This is a genomic window from Paenibacillus sp. Marseille-Q7038 (assembly GCF_965111595.1).
In genome coordinates, this window is sequence record NZ_CBCOOM010000001.1 from 1,784,778 (window position 1) to 1,807,596 (window position 22,819).

Sequence of the window (22,819 nt, forward strand, 5' to 3'; positions counted from 1 at the left end):
GGTTAAGCCTCTTTTCTAAGTCTTGGATCTAATAACATCGTAATGATATCCACTAGTAGATTACAGCCTACAAATAATACCGCCATAAGAAGTACATAGGCTTGAATGATTGGATAATCATGATTAAATATCGCTGTAATACATAATCGGCCTACTCCTGGCCATGCAAAGATGTTTTCCACGATAACCGTACCTGCGATAAGTTTAGGGATGGACATGCCAAGTGCAGCAATCGAGGATTGCAGAGAGTTTTTAAATATATGTTCGAAAATCTTTCGTTCCTTTAAGCCGCGAGCTTTTGCATACAGCACGTAATTCTCTAGCTTGTTCTTCACCATGTTATTTCGCAGCAGTCTTACGTAGGTTGATATATAGGCAAAAGAAAGAGTAACAGCCGGAAGAATAACGGAGCTCGGCGACTCCATTCCACTCGTTGGCAGTAAATTTAGTTTTACTGCAAATAACCACATGAGGAGTAAGCCAATCCAAAAGCTTGGTATTGCCTCCGATACAAAAACCATTCCTCTAATAAAACGGTCAATAATCGTACCCTCATATACTGTGCATATGACGGCGGCTACCATGCTAACCGTCAAAATAATCGCAAGTGACACCAATGCTAAATGCAAAGTTGCTGGAATCGCACGGCTCATTTCGCTAATGACCGGTTTGTTCGTAATATAACTGTTACCAAAATCTCCTTGCAGACTGTCTAGTACCCATGATGCATATCTTTCCATAAATGATTTATCGAGACCAAGTTCTGCACGCATTTCAGCTACCGCTGTTTCTGTCGGTGTGATTTCATTAACACGAAGTGCGACTTCAGCCGGGTCACTTGGACTTAAATTAATCAAAATAAAAGATAAAAAAGATATACCTAATAAGATGGGGATCATGCTTAACAATCTTTTTATCATGTAATTTCCCATTTCGTGATTCTCCCTAAAATGAATGAAAAAGACAGATTTTTGAGATCTGTCTTTTTCACCTAAAATTATGATTGTTCGAAATACATCTTTTCAAATGGTATCTCATACTGGGAAACATTAAATGTGACACCTTTTAACTCCGGAACATAAACCGCTTTTGTACGCGAATACGTTAGAGGAATATAGACTCCCTCATCATGTATATAAGAGAGAATATCTTTATACATCTCCTGACGCTTCTCTTCACTTGCCTCAATCATCACGGCTGTAATGGTGTCATCTAACCATTCTTTTTGATCCAGTCCAATCTGTGCTTGATAATCACCATGTGCCGGAATTCTCCATGAGGATAGATAAGACTGAGGGTCATATGGAGTACCCCATGATAAGGAGTACATCAGATCAAAATCACCTGATTTTTGACGATCTAGAAAAGCCTGTTTCTCCTCACCCATTATTTTCAATTCTACCCCTACGTTTTTCAAATCGCTTTGAATGAATTCGCTAATTGTTTTTTCTTGCGCATTGTTAGAATTATAGTAAATAGAAAGCTCTAACTTCTCTCCATCCTTATATCGGTATCCGTCATTTCCGAGTGCCCAGCCCGCCTCATCTAAAAGTTGGTTTGCTTTCTCTGGCTCAAACGTTCTTGCCTCTAAATTCAGATCACTATAGGGTACCGTAGGCGAAAGTAACGTATCTGCCACCGATTCAGAACCATTCAAAATCTCATCTGCAATGGACTTTTTATCAATAGCATATTGAAATGCTTCACGGACTTTAACATCACCTGTAATGGGCTTGTTGGAGTTGAGTAAAATGGCTCTTGAAGCAACCGGTTTACTTATATCTGTTGTATATTGACCTTGTTCTTCTAATGCTTTGAACGAGTCAATATCAATCATATCGCCATCAGCTCCAAAGATCAGATCCACTTCTCCTTTTTGAAGAGCAAGCAAGATCGTTTGCGGATCGGGCATAACCTTCCACTTCACTGTTGAAACTTTTGGTTTTTCACCCCAATAATTTTCATTAGCTGTAAACACCGCATATTGCCCTTCTTTATGTTCCGTTAGCACCCAAGGACCTGTTCCTGCATAGCTGCTAACTCCACCCTTTGTCTCTCCATCAATAAAAGATTTGGGCGAGATAAATCGGAATGGACGAGTAAGGCCGAGTTCAGTTAAAGCTGGATAGTAGGGATGCTTCAATACAAGTTTATATGTATATTCATCGACTACCACGTTTTCTTTGATCTCATTTACCATATCAAGCCAAGCATGGCGTTCACTATTATCTAATACCGCATCCATGTTTACCTTTACAGCTTCCGCATTAAAAGGCTCTCCATCGGTAAAAGTAACATCTTGTCTTAAATGAAAGGTATACTCTAACCCGTCTTCTGAAATTCCCCAGCTTTCCGCTAGAGCAGGCTTTACACCTTCATCTGTATTGATGACAAGTGATTCAAACACCATATTTTGGGCTGACATTTCCCCGCTATATAAATGAGGGTTGATATCTCTTATATCTTTTGTGCTAGCATAGACGATTTCATCGCGCGAACGATCTTCCATACTAGCTGCATTCCCCCCTTGACATCCTGTAACGAATACCATGAGTAAACAGAGTAATAAGGTCATATTAAGTTGCCATTTTTTCACTTCGTGTGCTCCCTTTTTGTTATAAATTAATATCCTATTCGTCGTGCTGATTTACTTGTAAATCCATATGAAGTGTATTCCAGATTGGATCATCTTCAGCGAACCTTTCTTCAAAACCTTTTGATTTCCAAAATGGGATTGCACCCGGCAGAAACGGATGGGTATGCAAATATAGCGTTTCATAGCCAGTCTGCTTACCATATTGCAAAGCTTCTTGAAATAAGACCGACCCCAGACCGAATCTCCTATATTCCGGATCAACGTAGCATTTGACGATTTCAGCCGTTTTACTATGATGATAGAATCTATCAAGATGTTTAAATCTTCTATCATATGGAGTGATCGCGATGGTCCCAATCACCGTTCCGTCCTCAAAAAAAGCAGCAAAAATCGCTGCATCGTCCTGCTCCATATAATATTCATTAAAATTAAGTAGGTCTGGCGGAAGCTCATCCTGAGTTAACATCGGGAAGATTTCTTTACGTACCCTCATCATAAACTCTACGATTTGGTCACGTTCATCAGCTTGCACTTTTCTAATACTATACGGCTGCTGTATTTTCATTTTCTCTCAAGCTTCCCCTTATCCTTAAACATTTCTATGAATTAATATTATTAGTCACAAAGCGAAAATTCAAGTTTTGTTGAGTGACTTCGACATCTTACGCACAAGAAAAGAACAAACCTTGCAATATATGGTTTGCCAGCTAAAATTACAGTGTCATGTCTTGCCCATACCTCGCAAGGTAGGCTTCTTTGGCTTTGTAATCCTTCATCATACTTCCGACTCGTCTCCAAAAAGAACGATCATGATTCATATGGAGCAGATGACAAAGTTCATGAATCACGACATAATCGATGACCTCCATCGGCGCCATGGCGAGACGGTAATTAAAAGTGAGCTGTTTCGCTGCGTTACAGCTTCCCCATTTCGTCCTGGATTCCTCAATGACAAAAGATTTGGGCGTGACTTTTAGCTGCTTCTGATAGATTTTAATGCGTTCGCTAATCACTTTCTTACAGCTTGTGAAGTAAAATTTCTTTAAAGCCTCCCTTAACTCTGCTTCTGACTTACCTTCTGTCTCAATCAATTCATGCAGGAAGTAATACTTCCCCAGATGAAGGAATTTCCCTTCTTCTTCGTATTCTCTTATTTTTGTCGGTGTGCGAGCAGCTTCAATGCTCTCGAGTTGTTTTACAATCTTATCCCCTTGCTGACGTACAGCGTTCATGATTACCTCATCTTCTGTGTGCTTTGGCGCTTTCACAATGATCAGGCCCGAAGAATAGATCTGAATCGAGAGTTTTTTGCGTGGACCGTATTCCACATGAAATTCAATTTGCCGGTTGTCTAGTTCGATTTTCATGATCAACATCGTTTCTATATCTTATTTTTTCTCTATATTACTATAAACGCAAGGCATCTGAAATGTTTCTCCGAAATTCATTAGGTGCGATGGCATATTCTTTTTTAAAAGCGCGATAGAAAGATCGCAAACTATTGAATCCAGAATCAAACGCAATGACGGTGACCGGTTTTGTAGTGGACGTTAGCAGCATGTAAGCGTAAGCGGCGCGCTGGGCGTTAATGTAATCACGAAAAGAGATTTGGAACTGTTCGGAGAACATCCGGGAAACATGAAATTTACTGATCCCTAGCTCCTTTGAAAGGGTATCCAGCGTGATCGGATCTAAAAAATGGAGGTCTATATAGGTAAGTATTTTTTGAATGATCGTCATGTCTTTCGTATAATCTGCTTTCTTCAGAGACAATAACGGAAACGCATGTCCTAAAATTACAGACAGGTATGCCTTAATCAAGCGACTGTCTACTTGTTCATTATATAATTTGCACAGCATGGTCAGCGCGTTCGTCACAACCTCGTGTTTTGGGATAATCGGATGGCTTGGAATATAGTTTAGTAAATCTCCCGTATAATCGCCTGGGAAGGTTGCATCAAAAAAGATCAGCAGAATCTGATTGTTTTCCACCGTTTTATAGCTATGAGGCTGGTTAGGAAAAACGATCGCCATCTCACCTTCAGACAATAGATAATCTTGGTGATTAATCCTGATATTAATTTCTCCCGATAACACCATGGTGATTTCGACATTCTTATGCAAGTGAAGAGGATATGTATTATTCGTAGAAATAAACAGATGAAAATCCTGATTACGATGCTGGTATTTGATTTTCATACCTTGCTCCTCCCCTATCCGCATTAGAAATTCCCTAACGAAGTTTACTGTGCTACTAAGAACATAGTATAGATATCCTCATTAGTACAAGAACAAGCTACAATATTTGGCACAAAAAAACAAACTTATGGCATGTAAATACAAATTAGAAGATTTAAAGTAATAGCGTAAGCAACATATTAATGAAGGGAGGGAGTATAACAGGATTGCAGTTACGTCCTAAGGGATGCACTCATGTTATACAACAATCAGATGAAATGGAAGTTAAGAGGAAGAGGTTCCAGAAAGATGATGACCGTCTTTTTGAGTTTTTCGGTAGCGCTTTCATTAACAGGTTTGCAGCCTTTTGGTCTTGATTCTGTACAGGCAGCGGAAGGAAGTCAGTTCAAAGGAGCTTTGATCCCTGCTTTTCCTGGTGCAGAAGGCGGCGGCGCTTATACCAGCGGCGGTCGTGGCGGCGATGTATACATTGTTACGAACCTCAACGATTATGGTGAAAAAGATCAACCTATTGAAGGATCGCTTCGATATGGGATTCAATCTACTCCTAAAGAAGGACGCACGATTGTCTTCAACGTTTCCGGTACCATTGAACTGAAAGGCTCCCTTCGTCTTAAAAATATTAAGAATTTGACCATTGCGGGTCAAACCGCACCTGGCAATGGAATTACCATTGCGGGCTGGGATACGAATATCAGCGATTCGGAAAACATTATCATTAGGTATCTCTCCTTCCGCCCAGGCGCAACCAATGTATATAATGGCAGTGATTCAATGGACGCCCTATGGGGAAGAGACAACAACTATTTCATTATTGATCACTCTTCCTTCAGTTGGAACACAGATGAGACCCTGTCTGCTTACAGAGGTGAGAACGGAACAATTCAGTGGTCGATCATTTCAGAGAGTCTGACGCTATCGGGGCACTCTAAAGGTCGTCATGGCTACGGCGGTATTGCGGGGGGAGATAAAACAATCTTCCATCATAATCTGTATGCAAATCATACTTCGCGGAATCCAAGACTCGGCGGCGGTTATGCAGGAGCTGCCAACGCAGATCATGTTGCTGTCGTTCAATTCTCTAACAACGTCATCTATAACTGGGGATTTAATACTACATATGGCGGAGGCTTTACCTTTACTAATTTTATGAATAACGTAGAGATCGCAGGCCCAGGTACCAGGGATAATGTGACAGACCGGGTGCTAGATGCGGGTGAATCGAAAAAAATGGGCGGTTTCTACATCTCAGGCAATCAGATTAATAATAAAAAAACGGGTTTACTCGATGCTACATCGAAATATATCCAAAACTCGGGTGATAACGAAGGCGATACAAAAACGACCTATGCAACTACCCCCTATCTGTCCGCAGATAGCACCGGGGTAAATCACGGAATTACGAATCAAGCTTTTGATGATTATGTACAAAATGGTGTGAAAATAGCGAACGGTCAATTACTTGACGCGATCTTACAAAAAGCAGGAGCCACCTATCCTCGTCGTGACGCAATCGATGCGAGAATTGTAGCTGAGGTAGAAAAAGGGTTAGGTAGATACATTAACACAGAACATGAGGTTGGAGGTTATGTCTCTCCTTTTGGTGTGATTGAGGAACAACATCCTGCGAGTTATGACACGAATCAAAATGGTATTGAGGATAATTGGGAAAAGAAAAACGAGATCTGGGATACCACAGATGCATATAAGACGGTGACAGACCAAGGTTATACTTGGCTTGAACTCTACATTAATAGTCTAGTGGATATGAACCATGTGGCGGAGAATCCTGAAGCCAAAATGACAAAACCAGATAATAATACACAGCTGAATGTAGGAGAAGCCGTCTCCGTGAAAATCAAAGCGGACTCCAAATTCGGACATAAAATTAGTAAGGTTGCTGTATACAATGGTTCGGAGTATCTTGGCGATGCTGTGAAAAAAGGAAATAACTACGAGTATACGATTAAAGATCTTGCAGATGCTTCCTATTATATCTCGGCAAGAGTTACGGATTCGAAAGGAAACTCAACCCAAACCACCGCTGCTAATATTCATGTCAGTGCACCTTCTCGCTCTCTTGCTAGTGAAGGTTTCAAATCTGACGATATCGGCTCTCCTGATCTTAAGGGTACGGCAAGTATGGCAGATGGCGTATTCACCGTAAAAGGTAATGGGAAACTCGGGATGAGTGAAGGCAGTACGAAACAATCTCGTGAGAATGATGCAGACAAGGACGATTTCCATTTCGTTTATAAGGAATTATCAGGGGATATGGAGATTACCGCGAAGCTAGAGGAGATTGGTTCTGTAGACAATCATGCTTTTACCGGTCTGATGATTCGAGATGACTTGAAAAAGGATAGTGCTACCACTGCTTTGGGACTCTCTTCTGTGAAATTATCCAAAGATTACAGCTGGTCTACCTATCTAGCTGGAAGAAACAGCAAGGGTGCGGACTTCGACCGATTAACGGAAACGTTGGATAGCCCAGCTGCAGCACAAGAAGCAGGAATTCAGCTCCTTCCTGACATTGCATTTAAACTGAACGGGGCGGAACAAGGGTACTGGCTCAAGCTCGGACGGAAAGGCGATACCTTCTATGCTTATGGTTCAGCAGACGGTAGCAACTGGACACGAATCGGTGAAAAGACGGTCACTATGCGAGATTCTGTATATGTTGGCATGGCCGTAGACAGCAATGATGTAGCAAATGATATTGAGCAGTTGAACTATGCGAAGTTCTCCAATGTTAGCATCAAAGATACCTTTAACCCAATTGGTGAATAAGCTATAAGGTCAATGTGGTGAATACAAAATACTAGATTATAATTTTTTATGGGGGATGGCAAAAATCCCCCATATTTTTGTGTATGAGGGATCAAAATTCACCTGGTTACCTGCTTTACCTGCTTCTATTTATTCATCCAGCTCTATGATTCTGTTAATGATAAGGTTTACCCTTCAACCACATCAGCTCGAAGATCTGATGAAATTTCAAGCATTTTAGGAATGACCGCTTCGTTTGAAACGGCTACATAGATGTCTCCCATGTAAAGCCGGAACGGTACTTCAAGATCTTCATGCTTCCACATGAAAAAATCACCTTTGATAGACATCGTGCTCTCTGTACCTTTTACGGTGAATACTTCCGTGTAGGTAAAATCGGGTTTCGTTGCAAAGTAATCTTTGCACTCTTCCAAAGTAATCGCTTGCTCTGCTATGTTTTCTTGCATCGATCGTGTTATACGAAAACGCTGATTCATTAATGTGCCTCCTATATGGTCATCACTTTCAATACTCTCTACATTTTCTACATCAAATTATATTTTCTCATTCCCTGAACCTTCTGTCAAAACCATTCCTGCCGATTCTTATTTAGCTTTAAAAACCCAAAAAGAAAAGCCCTATCCTAATGGATAGAAGCTTTGAATTGATTAATTTAAAATTCCTGGACGTGGCACGACTCCAAATGCCTCTGCAAGATCGATTAATTCTTGGTTTGTTATTTTTTGTTTGATTTCGTGGTGTGCAATTAACATATAGATCTGAGCTGCTTTTTCGATCGTTTCGATAAGCCCTAACGCATCATCAATAGAACTGCCTGTACCAAAGATACCATGATGCGGCCATAACACGGCACGATGTTCCGCCATTTTGAGTGCAGTCTCGCGACCAATCTCACTAGAACCGGGTACCATCCAAGGTATGATTCCAATACCGTCTGGAAAAACAACAATACATTCTGTACACATTTCCCACAAGGTTCTCGTAAACTTATCCTCATTTAATTCGTGAATGAAAGTCATCGCTATCACATTCGTCGCATGGTTATGTATGACTACACGATGGTTAGGATCGATTTTTATCCTTTCGATATGGCTCATGAAGTGAGCAGCGAGTTCACTTGTTGGCTTCGCATCATCTGGTAATCCCCAGAGAAGCTCAAGTGTCTCCCCATCCTTAGATATACGAATCACACCTAAGTTAGCTTCGGGATCATCAATAATGTTTTTAAAATATTTCCCGGAACCCGTTACGATAAAATATTTTCCCGCTAGTTCGTTAACTGGAAATGCAGGCTTAAATGTACGGATCACTCGATCAATATCCATATAGGCAGCAACTTCTGATTCATCGAGCAGATAGCTGACGTTGCCTCCATTTCGCTCGTCCCAGCCAAATCTCCACATATGCTGTGTAGCTTCAGCCATCACTCTAACAAATGGAATATCCAATGCGGGTACATTTTCCTTCTTAAATCCATGAGTCGTACTCATCTCCGTCACCACAATCCTTTCTAATTCAAGTAAACATAAAATTTACAATAGATCTTGTGAGACAATAAGAATATATTTGTTTGACTCCCTCAGTACTGAAATCAACCATTTTACCATCTATCATATCTGTTATTTTCTTTGAAGTCCACATAAACAAAGATACACCATATTAGATAAATAAGGTGTATCTTTGTTTACAATAGCTACGCTAAATTGGATCGTATTATTTTTTACCCATTAAATTTAGCCATAATATTACCTCTATTTAGTTAAAAGCTACAGTTATACTTGTAATAAGAAGCAGTATAGAAACAGGTGCCCAAATTCTTCTTTCCCATTTGCTCCTTGTCAGCATATTCAGTATCGTAGCAACCGTTGAAAAAACAACAACAAACCAAATTGCAGAATTTGCAAATGGATACGACCGAGGAAGTGTAATCCCAGACTTACTAAGTACGATTACAGCGAGTAGTGCCAGAATAAGAACCTGAAATAAAGCAGCTATGCGCATAATGGGTGGGTATTTCCCTGGATACTTCCCTCCCATTGCATAACTTCCCCAAGGTATTCCTGCGGCTAGTGCTAGTTGAAATAAAATGACAATGGCAATTAGAGAAGAGAATACAATTGCTGATATCAATGAGACCACACCCTAAGTTTTGATCTTATGTTTATGTCTATCGGCGCCCTTTAGAAGGAATATAGTGTCAATTTACTGACTCATCTCAGAATTTGAATCACAGGGAATTTCCAGTGCCTCAAATAGAAAAGATGTACCGTTCAAATAGGCTTTCAATATAGCCTCCGCATAAGGCTGCTCTTCAATTAAACCATCCGTCTCCGCAGAATTCTCCGCATGAAAACTATATGCTTCAATGAGCGCCATAATGAAGAAAGTTTCCAGCTTCGGTATGTATTCACCATCCAATTGTCTAATTCTCTTATACCCTTTCATAAAAAGAACTCTTTGCGGAGGGAATAGTCCAAGAATTGACTGTGCCATATCATATAAATGATAACCGAAGCCGCACCTGCCGAAATCGATCGGATAAGGTTCACCCTCAAAGAACACGATGTTACCATTATGTAAGTCAGCATGAATCATTCCAAAGTCATGTTCGTGACTAGTAAGTGTTTTGAGTAGTTCTATCACTTTCTCAGCGGCCATCGAATACAACTCTAACGCTTCATCTGATATAAAATGCCCATGATTCAGTTGAAGATGAGCCCAATCCCTTTCAAAAGTACGGATGCCCCAGGAAGGACGCGAGAAATTAGTAGAGGGACTAAAATCAGCGCTTGCTTCGTGAAGATTTGCCATCAATTCCCCCAACTTTTGAATGCTCTCCTCTGTATGCTCCCCCTTCTCTAAACGCTCACCTTCGACCCAAGTTAATAAAGTCGCATGGTACGGTTTTCCGTCATCAGAATATGTAGTGGTAACGAAAGAACCCTCCCTATTCCGCACGCCAACAGGTAAAGTTATGCCCTTCCTTTTCATCGCTGTTGTCCATTCTAGTTCAGAGCTAATCTCTCTCTGATCTTTATCTTTCGAATGAATGCGGAGTAAAAATGATCCATCCATATCTGAAACAATTCGAAAAGTAACATGCTCCGATATTTGGATAAAGTGAATTGAATTCCAATTAATTTCGTATTTTTGTAGTGCACGAAGAGCAGCTTGCTTGGTTTGTTTTAGCGTATCATTCCGATTGATCTCGGTATCCATCTGAAATCCGTTAACCATACGTTGTCTCCTTTACCTGAAGATATCTTTACGTTATTATAATTGACCAGTAAATGGGTAGAGAGATAATAAATCTTTTAAGCTAAATTTTACTGATTTACTAACCATTGTTCCAATTGTTCCTTAATCGAAAAAAGCCGCCAACTGGCGACCTTTTATACTTGATGGACTTTTAAAATAAACCTTAACTTGGCCAAACTCCAAGTTAGTAACTTAGTGCTTGGGTTTGATCCGAAGGATCGCTTCTTTTGCCTCTTCATGGTCATCAAAGTGTATCGTGTGATCTTTTAGAATTTGGTAGGTTTCATGCCCTTTCCCTGCAATCAAAATAATATCTCCTGGTTTGGCTAAGCTGATTGCTCGATTAATGGCTTGTTTGCGATCGGTGATGAGTTCGTATTGACCTGTAAATACATCGCTACCCAGCACACCTTGTTCAATGTCAAGAAGAATGAGATCGGGATCTTCAGAACGAGGGTTATCGGATGTCACGATAATGATGTCGCTGTATTCCGCTGCAAGCTTACCCATGATGGGGCGTTTTGTCTTATCCCGATCTCCACCGCAACCAAACACAGTTATGATATGCTGATCAGCAAATTCACGTAAAGTAGTAAGGGCATTTTCTAGTCCATCCGGTGTATGAGCATAGTCAACAAGTACAAGAAAATCTTGACCGGCATGAATAATCTCCATTCGCCCAGCGACACTTTTTAGTGATAATAACCCGCGTTTTATGTCCTCAAGTGATATCCCTTCAACCATAGCAGAGCTGATCGCTGCAAGTGCATTATAAACATTGAATTTACCAACCAGATTAAGTTCCATGATTTCCGTCCCTATAGACGTTTTGATGGTGAATTTTGTACCTTTGGAAGTAAGCTGAATGTCTTCTGCCATCACATCGGCTTTGCTCTCTATTCCGTACGTAACAACTTGTGCCGGTGTCACTTCTTTGAAAAAATGGCTTGATTCATCATCAGCATTCAGAATTGCATATTTCTTCCCTAGAGGGTCAGCTGAAAATGAGTTCCCCATTCGTGAAAATAACAATCCTTTGGCAGCAATATATTCTTCCATTGTCCCGTGATAATCTAAGTGATCCTGCGATACATTCGTTAATACCGCCGTTCTAAAATCACATCCCAGTACACGTTCCATATGTAGACCTTGTGATGAAACTTCCATGACACAAAAATCGACAGACTGATCTCTCATTTTCCGGAGATTGTATTGCAAACGATTCGGATCTTGCGTGTTTATATCTGTTTCGAACCATTCAGATCCTATTTTCGTTCCGATATTCCCCATGAGTCCTGTTCGGTATCCTGCTTCCGTAAGAATCGATTCAAGCATATAACTCGTTGTTGTCTTCCCATTGGTTCCTGTAATTCCAATCAATTTTAGCTCAGTACTTGGATAACCATAAAAATGGTTGGATAAAACCGCCAGAGCATACCTTGCATCGGACACTTTTATGGTTGGAATATTTACTTTTACATCACGTTCTACAACGACTGCAGCAGCCCCAGCTTCCACTGCTTTATCAATAAAAAGATGTCGATCCGCTTGAAGTCCATTCACTCCCGGAATACAAACAAAAATGTCCCCTGGCTTCAAAGTTTGTGAATGGATGCTAATCCCTGTGATATCAACGTTTGTATCCCCATTTGCGTGTTTCACATGAAGCTGATCGATGAGTTCTTGTAACCTCAATGTTACTCCCCCTACAATTTAACTTTTAACTTATTGTATAGATAAATGATGAGCATCAGAATCCAATCGATAATACTATAAAAAACAGCAATAGAGAGTGCAGACGTAAAACTGTGGATGTATATCCCATGGGAATAACTTGATATGAGATATATGAATATGCTGTTTATGATAATCGTAATTAAATGCTTTGTGTATTCAGAAATAATCCCCAGTGATTCGGCTTTTCACCCTGTTTCCGATCATGAAATTTAATCATCTCATTGATAAGCAAACAAATAACCACATAAAAAATCAGTAGAAAGACAGGAGTACTCACTAGGCAGGATCTTCCTCTCTAATAGTTAAATGTGGAGCAGTTTCTACACTGAACTGATTATAGTAGAACGAAGATTTTTTATATCTTTCAAGGCTCAATCTATCGATGGGTTAACTCTTGACCATATATAGTCGAACAAACCAAAGAGTAAAGCAATCAATATAGAAATAAATTCATAACTATCTAAAAAGGTGGGGATTATCATAATGATCGCCCCAGCAATGATGTATACCACAACGCGTACCCAAATACTCACGTTATAATGCTTAAGAATTACAAAAGGTGTTGTAAATGCAACAACGAGAATGGGATACACCACTAATAATGAAATAAATAAAACGAACGGAACATATTCATCCATGGACAAAGTAAAAGAAGCTTGCTTACTGTCCATATAGAATACAGTGATGGTAGCAAAGAAAGCGAGAAACAATAAGCTCAAACATGAGACCAAAATAAGCTTCCTTTCTTGTCTAAGAATCGCAATTCACCTCTTCGAGATATAGTAGAACGAACTCTTTTCCCATCTCTTCATTAGTTCATCAGATCGGCTTCGTTCCACAAGCGATATGAAAAATCATCAAGGCATAAGAATCCGGGTTATGCAGTAAATTATCATGTGCTTTTTCAATATGATGAAGATCGATTTCAGATAAGATGCCTAGTCTATAAAATTGCTCGAATCTTTTCGGATTAAATTGCTCCTGAAAACCTTCTAACCCAACTACATCACTATGTACAGAAACAGCTTCCAAATCGATATTGGAAAACCCTGCTTGTCTCAGTAATCTTGGCAAGCTTCGTCCAATTTCACGATTACCGCCTGCTTTTTTCTGCATATCTATTAATTTATCGAGGACGGAACGGAAGGATTCTATATTAGGCTCTACAATTCCAAATATGCCATCATCTATATCGATAATCGCTACTTTCCCTCCTGGTTTTAACACTCGGAAAATTTCTAGTGCTGCTTTCAATGGTTCAAATAAATGCAGAAAAATGAGACGAGCAATCACAAAGTCATAATGATCACTAGGAAGCCTGGTATCGTATACAGAGGCTTGTACGTATTTCACTTTCGATGAATCATGATTCTCCTTCGCTTTTTGCAGTAGAGCAGAATCGAAATCCAATGCTGTTATTTCACTATTAGGGAAGCTCTTATTAAGCTGTTCCGTCACATATCCAGGTCCGCATCCTACTTCCAGCACGTTCATTCCGTCTGATAAACCATACCACTGCAAATATCTACATTCTTTCTCCCATGCCATCAAAGCTTGAGTTTTGAGTCGGATGAGCTCCGCTTCCATCCCTAGACTTGTTTTACTAACATCATATGTTGAATCAGAAGTCTTCATATTTTTATCTGCCTCCGTCCTCTTACTTGAAATACAATGTAACTTACATAATAAACATATATTACCACAACGAAGAAACACTTCTCACTTCACGTGTGGATTTTATATCCGGATAAAACAAAAAGAGGCTCATGAGCCTCTTTCTCTATAGCAAAAAACTATTTACTATTTATCTGCAATTTTAGCTGGTAAGGGATCTCTAAAAGAGCCGAATATGCCTGTGATCAGTCCGATTAATCCAATGGTAAATCCATAGGCTGAAGAACTTTCAAAAGCGAATACAACAATCACCCCAAACAAAGTTAAATGAACACCGAAAAGTTGAACTTGAAGAACACTTGGCCTGATAAAATCCAATAATACCCCTGCGTGAAAGATCACAGTAACTATTAAAATTAGAACGGTTAATAACAATAACCCGAAATTAATCATTATGGCCTCTCCTTAACTCATACTAAAGCACTCCACCATCAAACTTTCCCCAAAATTCTTTTTACGTTGTTTTGTTTGAAATATACTTAGAAAAGAGTCTCGCCATCATTCTGGGTAACTCTTATTCGATTTTAATTTTCAAGTTCAGTATAAATTTGAAAAGTTACGCCAAATTTATCCGTTACATCAGCAAACCCAGGGCTGAAAGGTTCTTCCTTAAACGGCATATTGACTTGACCTTCTTGCCGCAAGGCTTCATAAATGCGTTTTGTTTCTTCAACGTCGTTCGTTGTAATGCAAATGGTTACCCGTTTCCCGTTTTCAATAGGCGAACCGTCTGGAGCATCAGAAAACATGAGTTCTGTTGTACCAACTTTTAACTTGGCGTGAGCTATAAGTCTTTTCAGATCGTCAGTGAACGTATTGGGCATGTCCGGCATCTCACCATAAGTAACTATGGATTGAATTTCTGCACCGAGGACTTGTTCATAAAACTGAATTGCTTCCTTTACACGTCCCTCCAAAGTAATATAAGGGGTCAGTTTTAGCGTCATAAGATTGTTCCTCCTCAATTTTTGATTCGATTGTGATTCATAAGTATAGACGATCCGGCCGCCATAAAATCATCGGTATATCAAAAATTCTTCTTTCCGTCCAAATCTGATGGTAATCCAAATCGAATAAATAAATCGGGGTCAATGAAATGATGGATATCAGCTAGCATCGGCTGCCTCTATAGCCGACCATCGGAAGACATCAATCAAGATCAGTACGGCGCGTTGCCGGGGCGGCAATATTTGCATCATAGCAATAAAAGATAATCGAATGGTTTCTCTGCTAACCACCGATAACAATAACCGATTAGTTCAGCACGAAACTCCTCGTGCAACTCTATTTCTTCATTTTCCCGGCTCATTTGACTGCCCTCTTCCACCCACAATCTTTCCGTTAGTAGTTACGGCAACTCTACTTAATCGGACTTTTTGTAGTGTTTCTTCCACTTCAACCAAACACTCTTCGATTTCATTCCAAGCTTCGTTAGACCCAACAAGTAATAGGTATACTACGTTATTAATCTTTTCTTTATCATCGCTACATAAGTTTACTATTTTTATGCATTATCTCCTTATATGGCAATCTGCGCCGATGTGAAGCATTGAGGCAGAGATGTACCTTTAATTTCTATATGCTGTATAAATTATCCTGTCTAATAGTTGAAAAGACGACACCCATCTTTCTGATTGCCGTCTTTTCTTCTTTATTGATCTATCGTTTCTACGTTAATTGAGCGACGAGAAGGACAGAAATATATATGTAGATATGGTTATTCTAAGGAGGAAATATCTTGTCTCTCCATTAGAATGTAATCAATATTGTTACACCGACTCCACTCATGAATTCGGTCTGGCTCCAAAAACCGGCAAAGAGTTCAAAAAAACAATACTTAGAAATATGAAAATTAAAATAACGAGAACCAACACTCCCTTTAAGACAACCTCATTACCGCCCAACGTTAACGATCTTCCTGACCCAGGTTGGCTCGTTCGTCGCCGCCCGTATGAGGCAATCGGCGCAATCGGCGAGGGAAAGCGGCAGGAGCGGAGCGATGCGGGCCGAGGGACCTGCTGTATATTTCGAAGTGGCGGCAACGTCGCTAAGTGCGGCCGGTCGCACAATGATCCAATCTAGGTCGCTCCGTTGCACTGCACGTTCGGCAATGGCTTTGTCCTCTACCGCCTTCGAGAAGATGCGGCCCGAAATGTGTATGGCCCAGCGATTGAGCACGGAAAGTTCTTTTCCGTCGCTCAGACCGATGCCGCTCTGCATGATGAAGCGCTTGACTTCGGCGTTCTGACAGGCTGCCAAGATATTCGAGATGCCCTCCGACATGACAGTGCCTGGCGAAAAGTTTTTGAGGATGTTCGAGATGCCCTCAGACTTGACGGTGCCTGTCGAAAATTTTCTGGTCGGCCCTATGCAACTAATTACCGCATCTGTATCGGCCAAGACCTTGGCAATACTCGGCATATCAAATACGTCTCCCTGTCGGACGCTGAGGCGAACTGTGGGGGCGATGACTTCCGGCCGGCGAGCCACGGCTACAACCTCATGCCCCAATTCAAGTGCTCGCTCAATCACTTTCCTGCCAGTCGCACCCGTCGCTCCAATTACCGTGATTTTCATTGAGCAGTTCCCCTTCGAATGTGATGATTATTACCTCTATCCGTAACTGATCCGCTAGACAGCACGGGTGGCTGCCAAAGCTTTGAAGCAGCTTGCCAACCGCGAAGAGGATTGACACCTACTAGTTTCAATTGATATCCATAGAAAAATACAAACTGGTATATTAGGTAACATTTGTATATAATTATAAACGAAAAAGATAGTGCCGGTAATTACCAAACAACGGTGATTCGTGCATTTGTGCACGAATCATTTAAAATTGTGTATTTTTTTTAGAAAGCTTGGTGACTCTCACAGTGTCTAAGGTGGATAGAAGGATAATCAAATCTCAAGAAGCGATAAAAAAAGCTTTTATTGAATTGATGACTGAAAAAAAATGGATCAGATTACTATACAAGATATTTCCGACAAGGCAAATATTAGCCGAAGAACCATCTATTTGCACTACATGGATAAATTTAATCTTCTAGATAAGCTAATCGAAGAACATATTTATGAACTACGGGAACTCTGCGAATTAGCAGTTAATAATACCGATTATATGGATACAGTATTGTTATGGTTCGAGTACTTTGAGAGTCATTATTTATTCTTTTCAACGATGATAGCGAGTAAAGGTGGTCTTTTTTTTCGAAGTCGGTTCCTTGAATTTGTCCTTCAAGAGTTAAACAATGGAGAGAACATATCCGAAGGAAGATCTCAAGGATTAAGTGACGGTGAAGATGTGATTATCCAATTTTTTGGAGCTGCTATCGTAGGGGTAGTGGAATGGTGGTTCAAAAAAGGAAAGCCCTATCCCCTCACTGCATGGCACAACGAGTGGGGGCATTATTAGAAAACAATTTATGACCGATCTTGAATCAACACACTATATTTCGTTATCCTGCCCGTTAACTTAATAGAGTTTGAAAGCATCTTTTTTCAACAGTTGAACTATTCCTGATCCTAAACGTTCTCAATAATAGAAAAATAACCCTGACCATTATAAGACTATGGTTAGGGTTACCACTACTTTAATGCTCACTCGGTAGATTTAAAATCTTATGTATTTCTATCTAATCCTTAAAAGGATAATTATCTATATTATATACAATAAGAAGAACCATTATTAGTAATATAGTTGTACTGATATACTGTCTTGATTGCTTTATAAAAATATATTCCATAATTGCCTGAAAACCAAATAAAAATGCCAAAAAGGTCATCCAATAAGACATTCTTAGAGTTTCTGATTCGTTAGTAATACCAGACCATTGTGTGATTAAAAAAAGTATAAGGATAATAATCCCACCCCAACGATCTACATTTCTACCAGAGGTTTCTGATATTTTTTTCTTTTCAACCCCAAGTATCTTATTTGATATTTTATCTATCAAGAATAACAAAATAAGCAGACCAATTATAAACACTAATAACTCCACCCAATCCACCCCTTATTGTGTTTCTCGTTAGCTTTTAATAATCCATACACATCATAACTTTACTTCATTGCTAAAAAACATAATCAGCCTTTTCTCTCGTTTTCAATAACGATACATTGTGGAAACCAGATATCAACAGAAAATCTAGCAAATTATACTTTGTTTTATATCATTTATAATAATTTTTGACGGCATTTCATAGTTTCGAGTTTTAATTTATGAGTTATCTTATCAAAATCAACATCAAATCTTTCATATATTATATTCTAAAATTTGATTACTGGTTAAAAATAGTTTACTATAAATTTGTTTTTAATTTATTTGGAGGACTACATGAGTCTAAAAAAAGCTGTATTAATTACTGGAGTGCTAGTTACAAGTTTCAGTCGGTACCATACCATTGTCAATTCACAAACAGGCTTTATAAGCCTACCCCAAGATACTACTGAAAGAGCAAACATCTCTACGGTCGTTAAGAAAAATGCCAAATGGGAAAAAGTCGTGACTGGGAAAGGTTTTATCGAAGGAATTAATTTCGATAATAAAGGACAGATGTGGTTAGTTAGCCCTACTACTGGAGAGATATTGAAAGATGTTAATGGTGAGGCAACACCTGTAGGTGAAAGCTATGGTGGACCTAACGGAGCAAAGTTTCATGAAAATGGTCTTCTTTATGTGGCAGACAAATCAGGTGAGCTTTACACTTTCGATACGTCCACAGGTAAGAGGGATACTATCGTAAAGTATTTTGGAAATGAGCATTTAAGAGGATTAAATGACCTTATCTTTGACAAAGACGGCGGTTTGTACGTAACAGAACCTTACGGATCTGATGCAACAAATCCAATCGGTCGAGTGTTTTATTTATCCCCAAGTAAAGATTCAAAGTTGCAATTATTTGAAAGCAATCTAGCTTATCCTAACGGTATTGCGCTCTCACCAGATGAAAGTATTGTATATATCGCAGAATTTAATAAGAATAGAATTATTGCGGCCCCTGCCATTAATGCTAAAGACTCTCCATTAACCCCTCATGTTTTTGCGGAATTCGAAGGTGGAATTGGCCCTGATGGAATAACAGTGGATAGCGAGGGGAATGTTTATGCAAAGACATTTCCAGGCAGGAGAAGTTATTGCATTAGATTCCAATGGGTTTGAAATCGGAACGATTCGTTTACCAAAAGAGGCTGGCTTATTAGCAACAAACATCACTTTTCACGATGGATATTTGTACATATCAGAATCATCGAAAAATGAAGTTTGGCGTATAAAAGTTCATAAAGAAGCTATCAAATAACATTTATTATAGAGAAAACACCCTCGTAGTTTACGTGGGTGTTTTAGTTTCATTTGTACTCCACTATACTAAACTGCCGAGTAGCTTAAAGAAAAAGCACCGGTCTATTGATCGGTCGCTACTTTTGTTCTTCAACTATTGTTTTCTATTAACTTAATTAATTAGCGTGCGTAAACCACTAGATTGCGCCTCGATAATACGAACAAGTTTATGTCCTTTGTTCAGGACATAAATTTTGAACTTGTATAAAAAAAATAACTCATTCAGCGACTTTCAATAGAAATATGTTATTGTCTCTGACATAGCCTAAAGGGGTTACTTGTGGGCTTCTGAAACAAATGAGAAACGGTTCAGAACGTGTTTCTGAGCCGTTTTTGCATTCTCTTAAATTAAAAACAACTTTTTCGAACTCGTATTAGTTGTTTTTTTCAACATCCTGCCAGTTAGCATTATTTAATATTTCTGCTCCCTCTCCAATGAATACTGCTCCTGCTTCTGCATCATTTTGTAGCTGATATAACATCCAAGCAGTCATATACCCATCTGTTGATAGCATATCCCAGTGTTCTGCTCCGTTGACTCTTGCACGTACCTTAAACACATTATTTCCGATACTATTATAGTTTTCAATAAGGGATGAAAGCGGTGCGACACCCCCAAAGCTAGTTTCCGGATCTTCGCCTGAGTCGTCAGAGCTACCTGTTCCTGCTGACATAAAATAAGGGATCTCAACTTTTGAAATATCATATTCCCAGCCCATATTTTTAGCAAGCAGTGAATAGGCTGCGCTTCCGGTAAATATCGTTTTATATTTATTACTGTTATCATATTCCGTGACGGCTCTGATCGCTCCTGCACCGCCCTGAGAATAGCCGATAACGCCAATATTTTCCTGGCTTATCTTCCCGTAGAATATACTGTCGGCATCGCTATTCAGTTCCAATACATAATCCAGTGTTTTTGAAGTTGTTAAACCTGTTCCCGCCTGCCTGTCCTCATTTCCTGTCACAATAAATCCCCAGGAAGCAAGTCTTTCAAAAAATGGCTCGTAAACGGAAGCAGCTGTATTACTTGCATTTGTCACAACGATCAGTGGATAGGCTTGATTTTTGTTTTCGAGTTCTGTAGGATACCAGATTCTGTACTCTTTTATCGTATCGTCCTCTGATTTCAACTTAATGAGAGATACCTCATTACTCCCCAATCCTGCATACTTTTCCTCTAATGCGGCATCAGATTGAAAATTCTCATAGTAGGTATCTTCGATAATCGGTTTTTTAGAATCCATGTAATTCTTAAGTAATAGGAACGCTAACAAGAGTACAATTAATGCGATACAACTTAAAACCGTAATCCCAATTATTTTCAGCATTTTTTTCATCTCTTCTACCTCTGTTTTTCTTTCCGTTGACAAAGAAATGTCTTGTAATAGAATAAAGTCAATGGGAAACATATGACCTATTTCGGTACATCTGTTCCAATTGCATTGTCATTATAACAGTAAAATTCTTAGATTGTTAATACCAATCAGCTTGAATATTGTCGTAAACACGCTATGCGGAACAAAAAGGAGAATTTGTACCTCTATGAAAAAGAATCAGACGGTATTTTTAAAATTATGTCTAGCAGACGCGCTTATAAAACTTATGGCAACGCAGGACTATGATAAGATCAATGTGAACGCGATCTGTGAGGCAGCTGGAGTTGGCAGAACGACCTTCTACAGACACCTTGATCATAAAAACAGCAAAGATGAACTATTAATTTTTAAGCTCAATTACGAATGGGAGTGTTATGCTGAAAAACACGATGAGGAAGTAACAAAAGACAAGGGCTTTGCCATGTTAAACTATATCTACGAAAACAGACGTCTGTTTACTTTGTTAAATAACAACGGATTGATTGTGACGGTTATGCGGGCTTTTGAAAAGCTGATACCTGCTGGCGAAACTTACGATAAAAGTCTCTCTTATCTAATCTCTTTTTTTTCCTACGGGTATTTTGGTATTATCTATCAATGGATAAAATACGATTTTGATGAGACACCTGAGCAGGTGCAAAAACATATTATCGACACTCTTTCGTTAGGGATGAAAAATCCAAATGCCAATTCAAATCCTGCCAGTTCTGATTGTTAAGTCGAAACTATAGAAAAGGTTAGCAATAATCGGATTTTTGGTGTAAGAAACAAAAAAATATACTGGCTTTATTGAAAAGTCGAAAAGTCGCATCAATTCAGTTGTTTCATCCAAATGCTATATAGAAGAGAGCTGCTAAAACAAAACGATATACTAAGAAAACACTACAATCTAAAATCGCTTAATGAGTTTAATGAAAGTCACAACCGTGATCATAGCAACAAGGAATAATGTCATAAAGTCAATTAACATTAGATATAAATCAGGAAAGTTTAGTTACATTAATCTGCCGGTTTGCATAACTAAAGGGGAGCAACTGCCAACTGGCAAGTTGCTCCCTGCTGTGTACAACTAACGTTGCACGTTAGCATTTTGAATTATTAATTTTCATACTCATCAATACATGATTTCGGGTTTGAAATATTGTTATCTATAAAGAATTGAGCCGCACTCGTTAGACTTTTAATAATCATATTTTCCGTCATTCTGTTAATCCCTTTATATGTTGTTATGTGTGCTATTTCTTCAAGATTCCCTTTTTTTTGTATTGTGTCATGCTTTACATCTATAACAACTTCCATCATCAACTTACCTCTGTATAGCACTCTTGCTGTAACTAATTTACTGTCTAAATCCACATTGGGGTAATCAAAAGTTATTCCTGTTGGTTCAAAGTGAGTGTAACCTGTCAAATACAACACCTCTTGTGCTATAGCATATTTTCTAGTAAAACACAGCTTCATAGAGTTTTAGGAAATTAGACATGTAATCAACTCCAGTAGGGTTACTATTTTCCCATTATTTTAGAGAACATAATTTACAAGTCATTTCTGCAATCAAGTCTAATATTGAAAAACATACAAAAAAACAACCGAAAGCAAGTGCTCCTACACTTGTTGAGATAGGTACAAACATCGCCGAGATTATCTTCCATATTCGGCTTTCCTGATAAACAAATTCCCAGTAATATTAGTATAAGTGCTTATACACATAGATGCAGTCCTCCGAAGTTCATGAACTCATACTTTAAAATCAATCCGTTAGTTAACTCCTATACGTATACTAAGTATAATCGACTCAATCTACTAGATTTGAGACTATATATTACACTTTAAGTAAGATGGGTGGAGCG

The 22,819-nt window shown here is 39.1% G+C and carries 21 protein-coding genes and 1 pseudogene; 4 read left to right on the forward strand and 18 right to left on the reverse strand.

Features of this window, described 5'->3' with window-relative positions; translation table 11 throughout:
* Nucleotides 1-2: 2 nt before the first annotated feature.
* From opp1B to ACWPWY_RS08530, 5 genes are all read right to left on the reverse strand, one after another.
* Nucleotides 3-932, reverse strand: coding sequence for a nickel/cobalt ABC transporter permease (gene opp1B / locus ACWPWY_RS08510; protein WP_454191282.1), 930 nt, complete (start codon nucleotides 930-932; stop codon nucleotides 3-5).
* A gap of 65 nt (nucleotides 933-997) precedes the next feature.
* Entirely contained in the window at nucleotides 998-2,596 is a 1,599-nt protein-coding gene (nikA, locus tag ACWPWY_RS08515; RefSeq protein WP_454191283.1) for a nickel ABC transporter substrate-binding protein, read from the reverse strand.
* 34 nt (nucleotides 2,597-2,630) lie between these two features.
* Nucleotides 2,631-3,161: a GNAT family N-acetyltransferase gene (locus tag ACWPWY_RS08520; protein WP_454191284.1), complete on the reverse strand. Its 531-nt coding sequence runs from the start codon at nucleotides 3,159-3,161 to the stop codon at nucleotides 2,631-2,633.
* 148 nt (nucleotides 3,162-3,309) lie between these two features.
* Complete coding sequence (locus tag ACWPWY_RS08525; RefSeq protein WP_454192838.1) at nucleotides 3,310-3,963, reverse strand: M48 family metallopeptidase; 654 nt, start codon at nucleotides 3,961-3,963, stop codon at nucleotides 3,310-3,312.
* Between the two features lie 40 nt (nucleotides 3,964-4,003).
* Nucleotides 4,004-4,795, reverse strand: a complete 792-nt coding sequence (locus ACWPWY_RS08530; RefSeq protein WP_454191285.1) for a helix-turn-helix domain-containing protein — start codon at nucleotides 4,793-4,795, stop codon at nucleotides 4,004-4,006.
* 288 nt (nucleotides 4,796-5,083) lie between these two features.
* Between ACWPWY_RS08530 and ACWPWY_RS08535 the strand changes: the two genes are divergently transcribed.
* The gene (locus tag ACWPWY_RS08535) at nucleotides 5,084-7,585 is read left to right on the forward strand and encodes a pectate lyase family protein (RefSeq protein ID WP_454191286.1); all 2,502 of its coding nucleotides are present in this window, start codon (nucleotides 5,084-5,086) and stop codon (nucleotides 7,583-7,585) included.
* 167 nt (nucleotides 7,586-7,752) lie between these two features.
* Here ACWPWY_RS08535 and ACWPWY_RS08540 read toward each other — a convergent pair whose 3' ends face one another.
* The 10 genes from ACWPWY_RS08540 to ACWPWY_RS08585 form a co-directional block, all read right to left on the reverse strand.
* The gene (locus tag ACWPWY_RS08540; protein WP_454191287.1) at nucleotides 7,753-8,061 is read right to left on the reverse strand and encodes a hypothetical protein; all 309 of its coding nucleotides are present in this window, start codon (nucleotides 8,059-8,061) and stop codon (nucleotides 7,753-7,755) included.
* Nucleotides 8,062-8,232: 171 nt separating this feature from the next.
* Nucleotides 8,233-9,075 carry a rhamnulose-1-phosphate aldolase gene (gene rhaD, locus ACWPWY_RS08545; RefSeq protein WP_454191288.1) on the reverse strand — a complete coding sequence of 281 codons (843 nt, stop codon included), beginning with the start codon at nucleotides 9,073-9,075 and terminating at the stop codon, nucleotides 8,233-8,235.
* Between the two features lie 265 nt (nucleotides 9,076-9,340).
* Nucleotides 9,341-9,724 carry a hypothetical protein gene (locus tag ACWPWY_RS08550; protein ID WP_454191289.1) on the reverse strand — a complete coding sequence of 128 codons (384 nt, stop codon included), beginning with the start codon at nucleotides 9,722-9,724 and terminating at the stop codon, nucleotides 9,341-9,343.
* Nucleotides 9,725-9,787: 63 nt separating this feature from the next.
* On the reverse strand, nucleotides 9,788-10,822 hold the full coding sequence (locus tag ACWPWY_RS08555; RefSeq protein ID WP_454191290.1) for a phosphotransferase enzyme family protein: 1,035 nt from the start codon (nucleotides 10,820-10,822) through the stop codon (nucleotides 9,788-9,790).
* Between the two features lie 213 nt (nucleotides 10,823-11,035).
* Nucleotides 11,036-12,538, reverse strand: coding sequence for a UDP-N-acetylmuramoyl-L-alanyl-D-glutamate--2,6-diaminopimelate ligase (locus ACWPWY_RS08560; protein ID WP_454191291.1), 1,503 nt, complete (start codon nucleotides 12,536-12,538; stop codon nucleotides 11,036-11,038).
* Nucleotides 12,539-12,951: 413 nt separating this feature from the next.
* On the reverse strand, nucleotides 12,952-13,311 hold the full coding sequence (locus tag ACWPWY_RS08565; protein ID WP_454191292.1) for a hypothetical protein: 360 nt from the start codon (nucleotides 13,309-13,311) through the stop codon (nucleotides 12,952-12,954).
* 88 nt (nucleotides 13,312-13,399) lie between these two features.
* Nucleotides 13,400-14,215 (reverse strand): class I SAM-dependent methyltransferase, encoded by an 816-nt coding sequence (locus tag ACWPWY_RS08570; protein WP_454191293.1) that lies wholly within the window; start codon nucleotides 14,213-14,215, stop codon nucleotides 13,400-13,402.
* A 165-nt stretch (nucleotides 14,216-14,380) separates the two neighbouring features.
* A complete protein-coding gene (locus ACWPWY_RS08575) occupies nucleotides 14,381-14,647 on the reverse strand; it encodes a hypothetical protein (RefSeq protein ID WP_454191294.1) in 267 nt (88 codons plus the stop codon).
* Nucleotides 14,648-14,778: 131 nt separating this feature from the next.
* A complete protein-coding gene (locus ACWPWY_RS08580; protein ID WP_454191295.1) occupies nucleotides 14,779-15,201 on the reverse strand; it encodes a VOC family protein in 423 nt (140 codons plus the stop codon).
* A gap of 946 nt (nucleotides 15,202-16,147) precedes the next feature.
* Nucleotides 16,148-16,831: an NAD(P)-dependent oxidoreductase gene (locus tag ACWPWY_RS08585; protein ID WP_454191296.1), complete on the reverse strand. Its 684-nt coding sequence runs from the start codon at nucleotides 16,829-16,831 to the stop codon at nucleotides 16,148-16,150.
* 296 nt (nucleotides 16,832-17,127) lie between these two features.
* On the opposite strand from ACWPWY_RS08585, the pseudogene ACWPWY_RS08590 reads away from it, so the two are divergent.
* Nucleotides 17,128-17,680 (forward strand): annotated as a pseudogene (locus ACWPWY_RS08590) (TetR/AcrR family transcriptional regulator).
* Between the two features lie 206 nt (nucleotides 17,681-17,886).
* Here the strand turns inward: ACWPWY_RS08590 and ACWPWY_RS08595 are convergent.
* Nucleotides 17,887-18,252 (reverse strand): DUF4181 domain-containing protein, encoded by a 366-nt coding sequence (locus tag ACWPWY_RS08595; protein ID WP_454191297.1) that lies wholly within the window; start codon nucleotides 18,250-18,252, stop codon nucleotides 17,887-17,889.
* A 333-nt stretch (nucleotides 18,253-18,585) separates the two neighbouring features.
* Here ACWPWY_RS08595 and ACWPWY_RS08600 point away from each other — a divergent pair, with 333 nt between their 5' ends.
* Nucleotides 18,586-19,410: an SMP-30/gluconolactonase/LRE family protein gene (locus ACWPWY_RS08600; protein WP_454191298.1), complete on the forward strand. Its 825-nt coding sequence runs from the start codon at nucleotides 18,586-18,588 to the stop codon at nucleotides 19,408-19,410.
* A 554-nt stretch (nucleotides 19,411-19,964) separates the two neighbouring features.
* Here the strand turns inward: ACWPWY_RS08600 and ACWPWY_RS08605 are convergent.
* Complete coding sequence (locus ACWPWY_RS08605; RefSeq protein WP_454191299.1) at nucleotides 19,965-20,921, reverse strand: poly(ethylene terephthalate) hydrolase family protein; 957 nt, start codon at nucleotides 20,919-20,921, stop codon at nucleotides 19,965-19,967.
* Nucleotides 20,922-21,135: 214 nt separating this feature from the next.
* Here ACWPWY_RS08605 and ACWPWY_RS08610 point away from each other — a divergent pair, with 214 nt between their 5' ends.
* A complete protein-coding gene (locus tag ACWPWY_RS08610) occupies nucleotides 21,136-21,687 on the forward strand; it encodes a TetR/AcrR family transcriptional regulator (protein ID WP_454191300.1) in 552 nt (183 codons plus the stop codon).
* Nucleotides 21,688-22,067: 380 nt separating this feature from the next.
* On the opposite strand, the gene ACWPWY_RS08615 is transcribed toward ACWPWY_RS08610, so the two are convergent.
* Complete coding sequence (locus tag ACWPWY_RS08615) at nucleotides 22,068-22,379, reverse strand: hypothetical protein (protein ID WP_454191301.1); 312 nt, start codon at nucleotides 22,377-22,379, stop codon at nucleotides 22,068-22,070.
* Nucleotides 22,380-22,819 lie beyond the last annotated feature (440 nt).